Here is a 16,054-nt window from a genome sequence, read left to right as displayed (position 1 = left end):
GTACACGGTGGCTCCCCCTTAGAACCACTCGTCCTGCATGGTGAGGCAAGTGTCGTCGCGCGCCTCTAGCAATGCCAGCTCATTATGGCAGCCCGGTACTTCCCAGGTCAGGAAATAACGCGCGGCCTGCAGCTTGCCCTGATAGAAGTCGCGATCGGCAGGGTGACCTTTCTGCAGGCCAAGCTCGGCGTGAATGGCCTGTTCCAGCCAGCGCCAGCCGATCACGCAATGGCCGAAGGCCTTTAGGTACAAGGCCGAGTTTGCCAGGGCACCAGCGACTTCGCCTTGGGCCATGTCGCCGAGCAGGGCCAGGGTCACGGCCTGCAGGCGGTTGACCAGTTGCTCCAGTGGCTGGCGCAGTGGGTCGAGTTTGGGGTGGTGGCTTGCACGTTCGCCAGTGGTGGCGATCAGGCGGATCAGTTGCTTGAGCCCGGCACCATGGTTCTGTGCCAGCTTGCGGCCGAGCAAGTCGAGTGACTGGATGCCTTCGGTGCCCTCGTGGATCGGGTTCAGGCGATTGTCGCGGTAGTACTGTTCCACCGGGTATTCGCGAGTATAGCCGTGGCCACCGAGAATCTGGATCGCCAGTTCGTTGGCCTTGAGGCAGAACGTCGAGGGCCAGGATTTGACGATCGGGGTCAGCAGGTCGAGCAGCGCCTGCGCTTGTGTGCGGGACGTTTCGTCATCGGCGGTGTGGGTATCGTCGAACAGGCGCGCGGCGTAAAGGCCCAGGTCGAAGGCGCCTTCCACGTACGCCTTCTGTGTAAGCAGCATACGTTTCACATCGGTGTGCGCGATGATCGGCACCGCCGGGCTGAGTGGGTCTTTGTTGTCCGGCAGCCGGCCTTGCGGCCGTTGGCGGGCATATTCCAGCGAATACAGGTAGCCGGCGTATCCGAGCATCACCGCGCCCATCCCAACGCCGATGCGTGCCTCGTTCATCATCTGGAACATGCAGGCCAGGCCCTGGTGCGGCTGGCCGACCAGGTACCCGACGCACTGGCCGTTGTCGCCGAAGTTCAGCGCAGTGGAGGTAGTGCCGCGCCAGCCCATCTTGTGGAACAGCCCGGCCAGCAGTACATCGTTGCGGGGGCCACGGCTGCCGTCGGGGTTTACGTGGTACTTGGGCACGATGAACAGCGAGATGCCTTTCACCCCGGGCGGTGCGTCCGGCAGCTTGGCCAGCACCATGTGCACGATGTTTTCCGACAGTTCGTGGTCGCCCCCGGAGATGAAGATCTTGTGGCCCTTGAGCCGGTAGCTGCCGTCGCCCGCAGGTTCGGCACGGGTGCGGATGTCGGCCAGAGACGAGCCGGCGTGGGGCTCGGTCAGTGCCATGGTGCCGAAGTAGCGGCCATCAATCATGGGCTGGAGGAACAAGCGTTTCTGTTCCTCTGTGCCGAAACTCTCGATCAGGTTGGCTGCGCCCATGGTCAGGAACGGGTAGGCCGTGGTGCCGGCGTTGGCAGCCTGGAAGTGTGCGAAGCAGGCCTGCGAAACCAGGCTGGGCAGCTGCATGCCGCCGACCTCGAAGTCGCGATTGGCGTTGAGGAAGCCGGCCTTGAGGAAGGCATCGACGGCAGGCTTGACCTCGGGTATCAGTTCCGCGCGGCCGTCCACGTAGCGCGGCTCGTTTTCGTCGGCCTTGCGGTTGTGCGGGGCGAAGTACTTTTCGGCGATGGTGCGGGCGGTAGCCAGTGCCGCGTCGAAGGTTTCGCGGCTGTGCTCGGCGAAGCGCGGGCGCTGGGTGAGGGCTTGGGCGTCGAGCACTTCGTAGAGTTCGAAGGCCAGGTTTCGAGGGCTGAGCAGGGTCTCGGGCATGGTGGCGGTCCTGAGGCGGGATGCTGCGAGTGTAGGGAATCGGGTGGGGTGGGGGGAGGTTAATAGGTTTGGGTGATATGGGTTTAGAAAGTGCAATGAGACCTAGCGGTCTGGCATCCGTTGAAATCTTGTTTCCCATGCAAAGCAGAGAAATTTCCCACAACATTTTCGGACGTTGCCATGCGGCTTTCTTGAGTTAAACCATGTAAATGTCAGTCTTTGGCATAGAGGATTGGCAATGGAAAAGCTCACTCGCTGGACGGACGTCAGGAAGGAGGAACTGTGCAAGGTCGAAGATCCATTTTTTGCGGTCTCGATAATTAGAGATAACTTGAAAAGTCGAGGTTATGTTCGGGAGGTATGTGGTGTAACCGAGCTCTTGAAGGAGTGTGGTCTCTATTACAGCTCGGTTAGCCTTGTGAGCGATCAAATTGATAAAGCGCTCACGCCGGTTGCGTCAGGCGAGTGGATGCTGATTAAGACGAACCATTCAAGCCAATAAGTATCGAAGAGAATTGGTATGCGAGAATTTGTAGTAGGAAAAATGACGGCGATTTTTTGATTAACACTGTCTCCGACGTAAGTGGTCCCGGCAAATGGAAGATCACGTCTATGCGCGTTAATAAAATTGCATCGAGTGTTGCCTTTGTTGCGAATTTCCTGGTATCGAGAGGCGATGAAGGTCGAGCCTTTTTGTCGTCAGGGAAAGATTTTGCGAATACGACGCGAACGGTAACTCAGGAGTGGGTGCCGTTGGGCGCTGAGGATCGCAACGTTGCATCGTCTTCAGCGAACTATAGATATGGTATGGAGCGGAAAGTCACGCAAGTTTACGTGGAGGCTGATGATGCCTGGGATGTATCGGGGGCTTCATGGCATTGGCGGCCAGTAATCGCAAACGAAGAGTATGAGCTAAAACAAAAATGACTTGGAGCATGGATTTGACAAAGTCAACGCGGTTGGTCGGTTTGCTTTGGGGTGGTATGGATGCTTTTTACATTTCTCTCGTGGTATTCAACAGCTTGAACAGAGGTGTGACGCCCTTTGTGAGTGACTTCAATTCGGCCCTTGCAAATATGGAACAGTGGGGCGGAGGTCTCGAGTTCATGATTTGGATGGCCCTGGCCGTCCAGTTATCCCTTGTCGCCAGCAGTATATTGCTTTGCTTGGGGAACGTCTCCGGAGTCTACTTGGCTAGTGTTCAATTCCCTTTTCGCATTTTCTTTATCATTCCATCGTTTTCCTTGATTTTGCTATTGCCTGATACCAGCACGTGGATTTGGTTGACCCTTGTCGTTGCCTCTGAAGGGGCTAAAGTCTGGAGTCTTTGGTGGCTCTGGCGAAGTCGCCCGTGAAGGACTTAAGGCATAAAGGTGCTTGTCTTTTGACAGCAGATGGTGGTGGTCCTTAACGAGAGAAAATCCAGTGCTGAAGATAGTTCCCGATCCACCTCCTAACACCCCTTCCCTCGAAGACACCTTTATCCAGGCCGGGGATTACGCGCAGTGTGCGCCGAGGTCGATTGACGTGTTGTGAGTGCCCGCGAAAGGGCCGGCCCAGGTATTACAGAAATTCCGGGGGATCGAACAATGACAACAGAAGGCAGTGAGGGCTTGCCTTCCGGTTGCGTGAAGGCGGCCAGGTGGTCGTCACAACATTTCAGCGCCTGTGAGACCGAGCGCCGCCCGCGCGGCGCATCGCGACGCAAGGCCGCTCCCACATTTGTTTCGGGCCAGTCCATCCTGTGAGGCCACCGCTGTCCGCCTTGTTTGTTCCATGCGGTATTGAAGGGGGCACAGTCGCTCTTTATCGATCTCCAGCCATGCACCCAGGGTGCGCGCGCCATAGGCACAGGAGAGACTGGCCCGAAACAGATGTGGGAGCGGCCTTGCGTCGCGATGCGCCGCGCGGGCGGCGCTCGATCTCACAGGCGCCAAGCATCTCAAGATATGCGCCCATAAAAAAGGAGAGCCGAAGCTCCCCTTTTTTATCAACAGCAATCAGCCAATGGTCATCAAGCTGGCATTACCCCCCGCAGCCGCAGTGTTCACACTCACCGCCCGCTCAATCACCAACCGCTCCAGCGCAATCTGGTGATCCCCGCTGGACAGCCCGTGCACACCGACGATCGCACCAGCACGCTTGGCCACCTGCTGGCACACGCTGCGCAGCTGGTCCGAGTCGCCATGGTGAATCACGGCGTCGAACGCCACGTCATCCTTGTTCCAGTCCGCCACCAGCTTGACCTTGGCCTGCAGCTCACGCGGCAGGCGGGCCCGCAGGGCCTTGCCCGGTTCGCTGTCAGCCCACACCGCCGAGCTACCAACGGCCAGTACTGCAGCCAGTTGCGCCAGCAGGTCAGCCTCGTTGTCAGCCAGGCACAGCACGTGCTCACGCGGCAGGATGGTGTAGCTGTTGCGCTCGCCAGTCGGGCCAGGCAACAGGCGGGCGATGCCGCTCTGCGACTGGCTGGCGAATTGGCTGCACAGCGCGGCCAGGTCGGCCAGCTGGTTGTTCTCGGCCCAGGCCTTCAGGCCGTGCAGTGGCTTGACCAGCTGTTCGTGCAGGGTGCGGTCTGGCTTGCCTTCGCCATCTTGCTGCTGGAAGTGGCGGCCAATCGCGTCGGCCGGGCGGGTCGACAGCAGGCGGTACAGGTACAGCGGGCCGCCGGCTTTCGGGCCGGTGCCAGACAGGCCTTCACCACCGAACGGCTGCACGCCTACCACTGCACCGACGATGTTGCGGTTGACGTACATGTTGCCGGCGTTGGCGTTTTCCACCACCTTGGCGATGGTCTCGTCGATGCGGGTGTGCACGCCGAGGGTCAGGCCGTAGCCGGAGGCGTTGATCTGCTCGATCAGCTGGTCCAGGTTGCGGCGGTTGTATCGCACCACGTGCAGCACCGGGCCGAAGATTTCGCGCTTCAGTTCGTCGAAGCTGTCCAGCTCGATCAGGGTCGGCATCACGAAGGTGCCGCGCTTGACCTCGGCAGCATCGGCAATGGCGACCTGATAGACCGAACGGCCTTTCTCACGCATGCCCTGGATGTGCTTCTCGATGCCGGCTTTGGCTTCGGCGTCGATCACCGGGCCAATGTCCACGGCCAGGCGGTCCGGGCAGCCCAGGCGGCTTTCGGCCATGGCGCCCTTGAGCATTTCGATCACGCGGTCGGCGGAGTCTTCCTGCAGGCACAGCACGCGCAGGGCCGAGCAACGCTGGCCGGCACTGTCGAAGGCCGAGGAAACCACGTCGATAACCACCTGCTCGGTCAGTGCCGAGGAGTCGACGATCATCGCGTTCTGGCCACCGGTTTCGGCGATCAGCGGGATCGGGCGGCCCTGGTTGTCCAGGCGACCGGCGACGTTGCGCTGCAGCAGGCGGGCAACCTCGGTGGAGCCGGTGAACATCACGCCTTTGACGCGCTCGTCACCGACCAGGCCGGCACCGACGGTTTCGCCGCGGCCTGGCAGCAGTTGCAGCACGCCCTCTGGGATGCCGGCTTCCAGCAGCAGGCGCACGGCCTGGGCAGCGATCAGCGGGGTTTGCTCGGCTGGCTTGGCCAGCACCGGGTTGCCGGCAGCCAGGGCGGCAGCTACCTGGCCGGTGAAGATCGCCAGCGGGAAGTTCCACGGGCTGATGCACACCACCGGGCCCAGTGGGCGGTGGGCGTCGTTGCTGAAGTCGTTGCGTGCCTGCACGGCGTAGTAGCGCAGGAAGTCCACGGCTTCACGCACTTCGGCGATGGCGTTGGCGAAGGTCTTGCCGGCCTCGCGGATGAGCAGGCCCATCAACGGCTGGATTTCGGCCTCCATCAGGTCGGCAGTGCGTTCCAGAATGGCAGCACGCTCGGCGGGCGGGGTTGCCTGCCAGATCGGCGCGGCGTTCAGTGCGCACTGGATGGCGTTGTCGACGTCGGCAACGGTGGCTTCCTGCACATGGCCGACCACGTCGCGATGATCTGCCGGGTTCAGTACCGGCGCGGCAGTGCTTTCACTGGCGGCGCAGGCCAGCAGCGGGGCGGCCTTCCAGTCGTTGTGAGCGGTGGCCAGCATGGCGCAGGACAGCGACGCCAGGCGGTGTTCGTTGGCCATGTCGATGCCGGCCGAGTTGGCCCGCTCGGTGCCATACAGGTCGCGCGGCAGCGGGATACGCGGGTGTGGCAGGCCGATGTTGCCTTCCTGGGTGCCCATGCGCTCGATGCTGGCGACCGGGTCGGCGACCAGTTCCTGGATGGAAATCGAGTGGTCGGCGATGCGGTTGACGAACGAGGTGTTGGCGCCGTTTTCCAGCAGGCGACGCACCAGGTAGGCCAGCAGCGTTTCGTGGGTGCCGACCGGTGCATAGACGCGGCACGGACGGTTCAGCTTGCCATCGGCAATCTTGCCGACCACTTGCTCGTACAGCGGCTCGCCCATGCCGTGCAGGCACTGGAACTCGTACTGGCCCGGGTAGTAGTTCTGCCCGGCAATGTGGTAGATGGCCGAGAGGGTGTGGGCGTTGTGGGTGGCGAACTGCGGGTAGATGGCTTCTGGCACGGCCAGCAGCTTGCGGGCGCAGGCGACGTAGGACACGTCGGTGTACACCTTGCGGGTGTAGACCGGGTAGCCTTCCAGGCCCTCGACCTGGGCGCGCTTGATCTCGCTGTCCCAGTAGGCGCCTTTCACCAGGCGGATCATCAGGCGGTGGCGGCTGCGCTTGGCCAGGTCGATGACGTAGTCGATCACGTACGGGCAGCGCTTCTGGTAGGCCTGGATGACAAAGCCGATCCCGTTCCAGCCCGCCAGCGACGGCTCGAAGCACAGGCGCTCCAGCAGGTCGAGCGACAGCTCCAGCCGGTCGGCTTCTTCGGCGTCGATGTTCAGGCCGATGTCGTACTGCTTGGCCAGCAGGGTCAGCGACAGCAGGCGCGGGTACAGCTCTTCCATCACGCGTTCGTACTGGGCGCGGCTGTAGCGCGGGTGCAGTGCCGACAGCTTGATCGAGATGCCCGGGCCTTCATAGATGCCGCGGCCATGGGAGGCCTTGCCAATCGAGTGGATGGCCTGCTCGTAGGACGCCAGGTACTTCTGCGCATCGTGCTCGGTAAGCGCGGCTTCGCCGAGCATGTCGTAGGAATAGCGGAAACCCTTGGCCTCAAAGCGGCTGGCATTGGCCAGTGCTTCGGCGATGGTCTCGCCAGTGACGAACTGCTCGCCCATCAGGCGCATGGCCATGTCGACGCCCTTGCGGATCATCGGCTCGCCGCTCTTGCCGATGATGCGCGTGAGCGAGGAGGTAAGGCCGGATTCATTGTGGGTGCTGACCAGCTTGCCGGTCAGCAGCAGGCCCCAGGTGGCGGCGTTGACGAACAGCGAGGGGCTGTTGCCCAGGTGCGGCTGCCAGTTGCCGGTGCTGATCTTGTCGCGGATCAGCGCATCGCGAGTGCCCTTGTCGGGGATGCGCAGCAGGGCTTCGGCCAGGCACATCAGCGCCACGCCTTCCTGGGACGACAGCGAGAACTCCTGCAGCAGGCCCTGGACGATGCCGGCACGACCGCCAGCGCTCTTCTGGTTGCGCAGTTTTTCGGCGATGCCAGCGGCCAGCTTGTTGGTGGCCTCGGCCAGCGGTGCGCTCAGGCGCGCCTGCTCCAGCAGCATTGGTACCACTTCCTGCTCGGGGCGGCGGTAGGCGGCGGTGATCGCCGAACGTAGTACCGACTGTGGCAGGATGCTTTCGGCAAATTCGAGGAAGCACTGGTGGCTGTGGTCGGCCTGAACATCACCGGCATCATCAGCCAGGCTGGTGGCGTGGCCGTTGAGTTCGGTCAGGGTGGCACCACCCTCGAGCTTCTCCAGGTAATTGAAGATCGCTTGCTTGATCAACCAGTGCGGCGTGCGGTCAATCGACTGCGCAGCTGCCTTGAGTCGCTCACGGGTTGGGTCATCGAGTTTGACCCCAAGGGTGGTCGTCGCCATTTCTTATCCTCGTTATTGCCACGGCTGTGGCCTAAGCTGGCGCCAAGAGTAGCTGTAGGACAATTCGGGTGCAACCAGGTGCAACCCGAATTTTTTGTGTAAAAGGTGCAACTCGTCTGACAGACATTTCCACACCGTGAAAAGGGGCGTTTCCGGTTCGTTTTGGTCTGAAAAATTGGCTTGATGCGCCAAAAAGGAGCAAAAAAGTGGCTTTTACAAAAAATGCTCAAGCGGGTGCAACTTGCAAAAGAAAAATGGTTGCACCTTCTTTGCGTTGTTGCATAGCATTCGCCGCCTGGGTGCAACCGCCATCGCTGTGGTTGCGCATGATAAAAACAAACGCCAGGGCACACGCATGGGCAATCCACTAACGATCACCTTCGTGATCTACATCGCAGCAATGGTGCTGATCGGCTTCGCCGCCTATCGCGCCACCAACAACCTTTCCGATTACATTCTGGGCGGTCGCAGCCTGGGTAGCGTGGTCACCGCGCTGTCCGCCGGCGCATCCGACATGAGCGGCTGGCTGCTGATGGGCCTACCGGGCGCCATCTACTTCTCGGGCCTGTCCGAGGCCTGGATCGCCATCGGCCTGACCGTTGGTGCTTACCTCAACTGGCTGTTCGTGGCCGGCCGGCTGCGCGTGCAGACCGAGCACAACGGTGATGCGCTGACCCTGCCGGACTACTTCGCCAGCCGTTTCGAAGACAATAGCGGCCTGCTGCGTATCATTTCGGCGATCGTCATCCTGGTGTTCTTCACCATCTACTGTGCCTCTGGCATCGTTGCCGGTGCCCGTCTGTTCGAGAGCACCTTTGGCATGCCGTACGAGACTGCCCTGTGGGCTGGCGCCGCAGCTACCATCGCCTACACCTTCGTGGGTGGCTTCCTGGCGGTGAGCTGGACCGATACGGTGCAGGCTTCGCTGATGATCTTTGCGCTGATCCTGACCCCGGTGATCGTGCTGATTTCCACTGGCGGCTTCGACACCACCTTTGCTGCCATCGAGGCGGTGAACCCGGCCAACTTCGACATGTTCAAAGGTGCCACCTTCATCGGCATCATCTCGCTGATGGGTTGGGGCCTGGGCTACTTCGGCCAGCCGCACATCCTGGCGCGCTTCATGGCCGCCGATTCGGTGAAATCCATCGCCAAGGCTCGCCGTATCTCCATGACCTGGATGATCCTGTGCCTGGCTGGTACCTGCGCCGTGGGCTTCTTCGGCATCGCCTACTTCTCGGCCAACCCTGACCTGGCAGGCCCGGTCACCGAGAACCATGAGCGTGTCTTCATCGAGCTGGCCAAGATCCTGTTCAACCCATGGGTCGCCGGTGTGCTGCTGTCGGCCATTCTTGCGGCGGTGATGAGCACCCTGAGCTGCCAGCTGCTGGTGTGTTCCAGTGCATTGACCGAAGACTTCTACAAGGCCTTCCTGCGCAAGAACGCTTCGCAGGTCGAGCTGGTGTGGGTCGGTCGCCTGATGGTACTGGCCGTGGCACTGATTGCCATCGCCATGGCTGCCAACCCGGAAAACCGCGTGCTTGGCCTGGTGGCTTATGCCTGGGCTGGCTTCGGTGCGGCCTTCGGCCCGGTGGTGCTGATTTCGGTGCTGTGGAAAGGCATGACCCGTAACGGCGCGCTGGCCGGTATCGTGGTTGGTGCACTGACCGTGATCCTGTGGAAGCAGATCGATACCTGGGGCCTGTACGAAATCATCCCGGGCTTCCTGCTGGCGAGCATCGCCATTGTTCTGGTGAGCAAGCTGGGCAGCCCGTCGAAAGCGATGGTGCAGCGCTTCGAGACAGCAGACGCGGCGTATCACGCTGACAAGTAATACCCGTTGAGTCGGCGTTGCCTTCTTCGCGGGCTTGTCCGCTCCCACAGGTACTGCGCAGGGTCTGAGAACTGTGCAGGCCCTGTGGGGGCGGGTTTACCCGCCAAGCAGGCGCCGCCGATCAGCAGCCAGGCCTGACTCCGCCTGCAAGGCAAGGTAAACTTGCCGCCTTCGCAGGAGTTGCCATGAACTATCGTCACGCCTTCCACGCCGGCAACCACGCCGACGTCCTCAAACACATCGTGCTGACCCGCCTCATCGCCTTGATGTCGCGCAAGGAGCAGCCGTTCGCCTACATCGATACCCACGCAGGGCTCGGTCTGTACGACCTGCAAGGCGACCAGGCAACCCGCACCGGCGAGTACCTGGAAGGCGTCGCCCGCCTGTGGGGCCGCGATGATGTGCCGGCCATGGCTGCCGATTACCTGCGTGTCATCAAGCGCCTGAACGCCGACGGTGAGCTGCGTTATTACCCCGGTTCGCCCGAACTGGCGCGCCGCCTGATGCGTCAGCAAGATCGCGCGCTGCTCAACGAGAAGCACCCTGAAGACGGGCCGCTGCTCAAAGAGAACATGAAAAAAGACCCGCGTGTGGTCGTGCACCTGGGCGAAGGCTGGCATGTGCCCAGGGCCCTGCTGCCGGTGCAGGAAAAGCGCGCGATCATGCTGATCGACCCGCCGTTCGAGCAGGCCGATGAGCTCAAGCGCTGCACCAATTCCATGAAAGAGGCGATCAGCCGCATGCGCCAGACTGTCGCGGCCATCTGGTACCCGATCAAGGACCAGCGCTCGCTGACGCGTTACTACCAGGACCTGACCAGCACCGGCGCGCCGAAGCTGCTGCGGGTCGAGCTGTATGTGCACCATCAGGATAGCCCGCAGGGCCTCAACGGTTCGGGCCTGGCCATCGCCAACCCGCCGTGGGGCCTGGAAGAAGAGCTCAAGGAGCTTCTGCCGTGGCTCGCCAAAGAGCTGGCCCAGACGGACGGTAGCTACCGCATGGACTGGCTCATCGCCGAATAGTATTGCTTGCCTGTACTGGCCTCATCGCCGGCAAGCCAGCTCCCACAGGAACACCACTGCCCTCAAGGGAGATGCAGTACTTGTGGGAGCTGGCTTGCCGGCGATGAGGCCAGTACAGGTTGCCGCGTTGCGCGCATGTTTGCGTTATAATCCCGCCCTTTAGCCGCCACCCGCCCAAGAGGCCGCTGGCGCATTTTTACCGAATGAAGAGGCTAATCCCTTGGCATTGACGATTCTTGGCCTGTCCGGCGCCCTTAGCCATGACCCTTCCGCGGCCCTGTACATTGACGGCAAGCTGATTGCCGCCGCCGAAGAAGAGCGCTTCGTGCGTGACAAGCATGCGAAGAACCGCATGCCCTACGAGTCGGCGAAGTTCTGCCTGGAGCAGGCAGGCATCAAGCCGTCCGACGTCGACGTGGTAGCCATCCCGTTCGCCCCGATCAGCCTGTTCGGCAAGGCGCGCTGGCACTATGCCAAGCGTTACTGGTACGCCCCGGATCGCGCCCTCGACGCCATCCTGATGGGCAACCGTCGCTACAAGCGCTACCGTAAGAAGATCGTCTGGTGCCTGGAGCAGCTGGGCTTCGACCCGAAAAAAGTCAAGATCGAGCCAGTCGAGCACCACTTGGCCCACGCCTCCAGTGCCTACCACTGCTCGGGCTTCAAGGAAAAAACCGCGATCCTCGGCATTGACGGTAAAGGCGAATACGCCACCACCTTCTTTGGCTACGGCGAAAACGGCAAGATCCACAAGATCAAGGAATTCTTCGACCCGGACTCCCTGGGCGGCTTGTATGGCGCAATCACCGAGTTCCTCGGCTTCGAGATGCTTGACGGCGAGTTCAAGGTCATGGGCATGGCGCCGTATGGCGACGCCAGCAAGTACGACTTCTCGCGCCTTGCCAGCTTCGAAAACGGCGAGCTGGTGATCAACACCGAGTACGCCAACGTCATCGGCCTGCGCCGCTATAAAGAGAAGGGCAAGGGGTTCTACTTCTCGCCAAAGCTGATCGAATGGCTGGGCCCCAAGCGCGAAGGCGATATCGCCGACGAGCCTTACATTCACTACGCGGCCAGCATGCAGGCGCTGTTCGAGAAGCTGGCGCTGCAGATGATCGACCACTACCTGGGCGACACCCTGCGTGAAACCGGCAAGCTGGCCTTCGCCGGCGGCTGTGCGCTGAACGTCAAGCTCAACCAGAAGATCATCGCCCGCCCGGACGTGAAAGAACTGTTTGTGCAGCCGGCCTCTGGCGACGCCGGTACTGCTGTCGGCGCGGCCGCCTATGTTTCCCACGCCCGTGGCGTACCGGTCGAGAAGATGGAACACGTCTACCTCGGCCCGTCGTACTCCAACGAAGACGTCATCGCCGCCTGCGCCCGTCACCCGGACCAGCCGAAGTGGCGCAAGCTCGACAACATGCCGCAGCAGATCGCCCAGATCATGGTCGATGGCAACCCGGTGGCCTGGTTCCAGGGCCGCATGGAGTTTGGCCCGCGTGCCCTGGGTGGCCGCTCGATCATTGGCTGCCCAAGCGTCGAAGGCGTGGCTGACCGCATCAACCACCAGATCAAGTTCCGCGAGCGCTGGAGACCTTTCTGCCCGTCGATGCTCGACACCGTTGCCCCTCAGATGATCAAGGTCGACCACCCGGCACCGTTCATGACCTTCACCTTCGAAGTGGCTGAAGAGTGGAAGACCCGCGTACCGGAAGTGGTGCACGAGGACGGTACTTCGCGTGCCCAGGTACTCAAGCGCGAGTACAACCCGCGCTACTACGACATGATGAAGGCGCTGGAAGACCTGACCGGCAATGGCGTGTCGCTGAACACCTCGCTGAACCGCCGCGGTGAACCGATGATCTGCTCGCCGACCGACGCCCTGAACATGTTCTTCGGCTCGGACCTGCAGTACCTCATCATGGAAGACATCCTGGTTGTGAAGGACGGCGCGGCCGCGTATGACCAGCCGCTCTGAACCGCGCATCCTGCAGTTCTGCCATGGCTATGACGGGCCGTTCCTCGACTGTGCCCGTCAGTACGCCAGCCTGTTCCAGGGGCGTGGCTACCAGGTCACCACGGTGTTCCTCACCGGTGCAGCCGACCCGCAGGTAGCGGCCGGCTGCGCATCGGACGAGGTGCTGTTTCTGGAGTTCAGCTCCAAGGCTGTGCGTGGCCTGAAGCTCGGTGCAATCCGTGCCTTGCGGCGCATCGCGGCCGAGCGCAACTTCGCCTTCTGCATTGCCCACCGCTTCAAGCCCATCTACGTGGCCTTGCTGGGTACCGGCCTGCCGGTCATTGGCGTGCACCATGCCTTTGGCGACTATGAGCGCAAAGGCCGTCGGCTGTTCGCCAACCTGTTCAGCAAGCGCCTGAGCCTGCTGGGCGTGTCGGACGCGGTGCGTGACGACATGCGCCGCTGCCTGCCGCAGTGGCCGGCCGAGCGCATCCAGACCCTGTACAACCGCATCGACATCGACGCGCTGCAAACAGCCCTGGTGCCGCGCGTCGAGGCACGCCAGGCCCTGGGCCTGGATGCCCAGGCGTGGGTCGTCGGCAACGTCGGGCGCCTGCACCCGGACAAGGACCAGGCCACGCTGTTGCGTGGTTTTGCACAGGCGCTGCCCGCGCTGCCGGCCGGTGCGCGTCTGGCGATCCTCGGCAAAGGCCGGCTGGAAGCGGAACTCAAGGCCCTGGCCGCCGAGCTGGCCATTGCCGGGCAGGTGGATTTCCTGGGCCAGGTGCCGGATGCACGCCGCTACTTCCAGGCCTTCGACGTGTTCGCCCTGAGCTCCGACCATGAGCCGTTCGGCATGGTGCTGCTCGAAGCCATGGTTGCCGGCGTGCCGGTGCTGGCCACGGCCTGTGGCGGGGCCCGCGAAGTGGTCGAGGGTGTGGGGGTGCTGTTCCCGCTAGGCGATGCCGCACAGTTGGCCCACGGGCTGAAGCATATGGCCACGTTGGACGCTGAACAGCGTCAGGCCTGTGCCGGGCACATGCTGCAGCGCCTGCATGAACGCTTCTCCGATCAAGCGGTACGCGAGGCCTTCTGGCAGCTGCCGCAAGTACGTGCGCTGGTGGGGCAGGCCTGATGCTCAATCGTATCCAGGCCTTCCGCGAGCGCGGTTGGCAAACGATCGACGCCCAGGCCTATGCCGAGGCGTGGGCGCGTTTTGGCGGCAGTGTCGCCACCCATCCGCTGGTGGTCGAGCAACTGGCTGACCTGGCGCAGATCCCGGTGCGTTACCTGGGCTGGTACCAGGCCGGCGAACTGAAAGCCGCCATCCCGACCTGGGGGCGCCACCTGGCGCTGGCCAAGGACGTGCTCAAACGTGCCGGCAAAAAAGCCCTGTTCGACCTGGGCAATGCCGAAATCATCCTGCCAGCGGCGGCCGATGCCGCCGCACCGTTGCGCCATACCGCACGCTACCTGTCCGAACTGTGCCAGGGCCGTTTCAGCGGCCTCAAGGCGCAGAAGGAACAGCTGGCGATGGCGCGGGCGCACGAAGACCTGTCGAAGAAATTCCGCTACAACCAGCGCCGCGAACTGCGCCTGCTGGAAGAGGCGGGTGGCGTGGTACGCCCGATCAGCGACTTCAGTGCGCAGGAAATCGCCAGCATGTACTGCGACCTGTTCCAGCGCCGCTGGGGCTTCCCGGCCACCGGTGCCGAGCGCATGGCCGAGGTGCTGGAGCGCCTGCGCGAGCTGCTGATCGGCTCGGTGCTGATGCTGGACGGCAAGCCGATTGCCATTCAGCTGGTGTACCGCGTCGAAGCGCCGGGATGGGTCAGTGTCGAGTACATCAATGGCGGTGTAGACCCGGAAACCAAGGCCTTCAGCCCCGGGAGCGTATTGAGCTTCCTCAATACCCAGGCCGCCTGGGAAGATGCCCGGGCGCGCAACAAGCCATTGCGCTTCTCGTTTGGCCGTGCCGACCGCGAATACAAGGACCGTTGGTGCAACCCTGTGCCGGTGTATCAGGCGTGAGCCGCAAGCAGCAGTTGCTCAAGCGCCATCGGCGCAACAAGCGCCTGGGCTTGCTGACCGGCCTGGTAGCGCTGATCGCCCTCGGGGTATTGGCCTGGTGGTGGCTGCCGCTGTTGCTGTTGCCGCTGCTCTGGGCCGCCCACGAGGCCTGGTTTGCCGACCATCTGTTCTATGCGCCAGGCGAGGACTACACCTACGATTTCGGTGAACAGGCGCGGGCAGTTCCTGTCAGCCTGCACGATGGGCTGCTCAAGGCTGACTGCGCATTGCAGGGCGATGAAACCCTTGTGCTGGAGCTGCGGGTAAAAGGCAGCTGGCTGGGGCGGTTCTTCGACCCGCAGGTTGTGCTGGTGGCGGCTGAGCAGGCCGACCGGCAAACCTTCGAGCGTGGCGTCGATGGCGTGCGATTCCTCAACCTGACCGGCCTGGCTGCGCCACTGCAAGCCGGCACGTTGCGCCTGCGTGGTCGTCATTGCCGGCTGCTGGGCGAGCCGCGTCTGTGGATAACCCCGGCGGTCGAACTGCAGCGGCGCCGGGTGATGGTGATTGCACCGCATGCCGACGACGCCGAGCTGGCTGCCTATGGCCTTTACAGCCAGGCGGATGAAACCTGGGTAGTGACGCTGACCGCTGGTGAAATCGAGGCCGAGCACTACCAGCAGATGGGCCTGGACAAGGCCGAGGCAGCGCGCCTGAAGGGTCGCCTGCGCGCCTGGGACAGCATCGCGGTGCCGCGCTGGGCCGGTGTGCCGGAGTCGCGTTGCGTGCAACTGGGTTACTTCTGCCTGCAACTGCCTGCCATGCAGGCAGCGCCCGACCAGCCGGCAGCCTCCCGGGAGGCCGACCTCGCCGATATCCGCGTGTTCCGCCAGTTCAACCCGTTCCCGCTGCCGGCCGATCGCGATGGCGCGCCAACCTGGCACAACCTGCTGGCCGACCTGCGTGCCCTGTTGGAAATGGCCAAGCCAGAAGTCCTGGTGATGCCGCACCCGCAGCTCGACCCGCACCTTGATCACATCTGTGCACAAGCAGCAGTGCTTGAAGCCTTGCAAGGCCTGGCCTGGCAGCCACAAACCCTGCTGTGCTACGCCAACCACCTGCATGACAACGACCGCTGGCCCATGGGCGACAGCGGCGATGGGGTGGCCTTGCCTCCGCAGTTGAGTGCTGCGCAGGCCTGGGCACCTTGCAGCCTGGTGCTGGACCTGGCTACCCAGCATGACAAGGCCATGGCCCTGGGCATGATGCACGACCTGCAGCCGCCCGGGCCGTTCAAGCGCCGCCTGCGCCGCTTGCTGCAACGCTGGCTGGCCGGGCGGCGGCCCTCGCCTTACGGGGAGAACGAGTTCTTCCGCAAGGCCGTGCGCCGACACGAGCTGTTCTGGCGGCGCGAGCTGTAAGCACGCCCCATGGTTGACCGCGATGGCGCAGAGCG

General features: G+C 62.7%; 10 protein-coding genes. 8 read left to right on the top strand and 2 right to left on the bottom strand.

Annotated elements, in window-relative coordinates; translation table 11 throughout:
• Positions 1–18: 18 nt before the first annotated feature.
• Complete coding sequence (locus PP4_RS25270; RefSeq protein WP_016501933.1) at positions 19–1,821, bottom strand: acyl-CoA dehydrogenase; 1,803 nt, start codon at positions 1,819–1,821, stop codon at positions 19–21.
• A gap of 612 nt (positions 1,822–2,433) precedes the next feature.
• Here PP4_RS25270 and PP4_RS29180 point away from each other — a divergent pair.
• Positions 2,434–2,748, top strand: a complete 315-nt coding sequence (locus PP4_RS29180; RefSeq protein WP_016501932.1) for a hypothetical protein — start codon at positions 2,434–2,436, stop codon at positions 2,746–2,748.
• An 8-nt stretch (positions 2,749–2,756) separates the two neighbouring features.
• Complete coding sequence (locus PP4_RS25260; protein ID WP_041167915.1) at positions 2,757–3,176, top strand: hypothetical protein; 420 nt, start codon at positions 2,757–2,759, stop codon at positions 3,174–3,176.
• 645 nt (positions 3,177–3,821) lie between these two features.
• On the opposite strand, the gene putA is transcribed toward PP4_RS25260, so the two are convergent.
• A complete protein-coding gene (gene putA, locus PP4_RS25255; RefSeq protein WP_016501931.1) occupies positions 3,822–7,775 on the bottom strand; it encodes a trifunctional transcriptional regulator/proline dehydrogenase/L-glutamate gamma-semialdehyde dehydrogenase in 3,954 nt (1,317 codons plus the stop codon).
• Between the two features lie 355 nt (positions 7,776–8,130).
• On the opposite strand from putA, the gene putP reads away from it, so the two are divergent.
• The 6 genes from putP to PP4_RS25225 all read left to right on the top strand — a co-directional run bounded on the left by putP (position 8,131) and on the right by PP4_RS25225 (position 16,019).
• Entirely contained in the window at positions 8,131–9,609 is a 1,479-nt protein-coding gene (gene putP, locus PP4_RS25250; protein ID WP_041168145.1) for a sodium/proline symporter PutP, read from the top strand.
• A gap of 185 nt (positions 9,610–9,794) precedes the next feature.
• Entirely contained in the window at positions 9,795–10,631 is an 837-nt protein-coding gene (locus PP4_RS25245; protein WP_016501929.1) for a 23S rRNA (adenine(2030)-N(6))-methyltransferase RlmJ, read from the top strand.
• A gap of 220 nt (positions 10,632–10,851) precedes the next feature.
• The gene (locus tag PP4_RS25240; protein ID WP_016501928.1) at positions 10,852–12,609 is read left to right on the top strand and encodes a carbamoyltransferase family protein; all 1,758 of its coding nucleotides are present in this window, start codon (positions 10,852–10,854) and stop codon (positions 12,607–12,609) included.
• Positions 12,593–13,723 carry a glycosyltransferase gene (locus PP4_RS25235; RefSeq protein WP_016501927.1) on the top strand — a complete coding sequence of 377 codons (1,131 nt, stop codon included), beginning with the start codon at positions 12,593–12,595 and terminating at the stop codon, positions 13,721–13,723. Before PP4_RS25240 ends, PP4_RS25235 begins: the two co-directional genes overlap by 17 nt.
• Positions 13,723–14,619 (top strand): antimicrobial resistance protein Mig-14, encoded by an 897-nt coding sequence (locus PP4_RS25230; RefSeq protein WP_016501926.1) that lies wholly within the window; start codon positions 13,723–13,725, stop codon positions 14,617–14,619. The genes PP4_RS25235 and PP4_RS25230 overlap by 1 nt, the downstream gene beginning before the upstream one ends.
• Positions 14,616–16,019, top strand: a complete 1,404-nt coding sequence (locus PP4_RS25225) for a PIG-L deacetylase family protein (protein WP_016501925.1) — start codon at positions 14,616–14,618, stop codon at positions 16,017–16,019. Before PP4_RS25230 ends, PP4_RS25225 begins: the two co-directional genes overlap by 4 nt.
• Positions 16,020–16,054: the final 35 nt, after the last annotated feature.

Origin of the sequence: Pseudomonas putida NBRC 14164 (assembly GCF_000412675.1) — a bacterium.
GTDB classification, from domain to species: Bacteria; Pseudomonadota; Gammaproteobacteria; order Pseudomonadales; family Pseudomonadaceae; genus Aquipseudomonas; species Aquipseudomonas putida.
The sequence above is the reverse complement of the archived record's forward strand: the minus strand, read 5'-3'. Positions and strand labels throughout refer to the sequence as shown.

Bases quoted from the DNA above. Each gene is read 5' to 3' on its own strand.
- PP4_RS25245 (WP_016501929.1), top strand. From the start codon at position 9,795: ATGAACTATCGTCACGCCTTCCACGCCGGCAACCACGCCGACGTCCTC.
- PP4_RS25260 (WP_041167915.1), top strand. From the start codon at position 2,757: ATGGATTTGACAAAGTCAACGCGGTTGGTCGGTTTGCTTTGGGGTGGT.
- PP4_RS25235 (WP_016501927.1), top strand. From the start codon at position 12,593: ATGACCAGCCGCTCTGAACCGCGCATCCTGCAGTTCTGCCATGGCTAT.
- PP4_RS25270 (WP_016501933.1), bottom strand. From the start codon at position 1,821: ATGCCCGAGACCCTGCTCAGCCCTCGAAACCTGGCCTTCGAACTCTAC.
- PP4_RS29180 (WP_016501932.1), top strand. From the start codon at position 2,434: ATGCGCGTTAATAAAATTGCATCGAGTGTTGCCTTTGTTGCGAATTTC.
- putP (WP_041168145.1), top strand. From the start codon at position 8,131: ATGGGCAATCCACTAACGATCACCTTCGTGATCTACATCGCAGCAATG.
- PP4_RS25230 (WP_016501926.1), top strand. From the start codon at position 13,723: ATGCTCAATCGTATCCAGGCCTTCCGCGAGCGCGGTTGGCAAACGATC.
- putA (WP_016501931.1), bottom strand. From the start codon at position 7,775: ATGGCGACGACCACCCTTGGGGTCAAACTCGATGACCCAACCCGTGAG.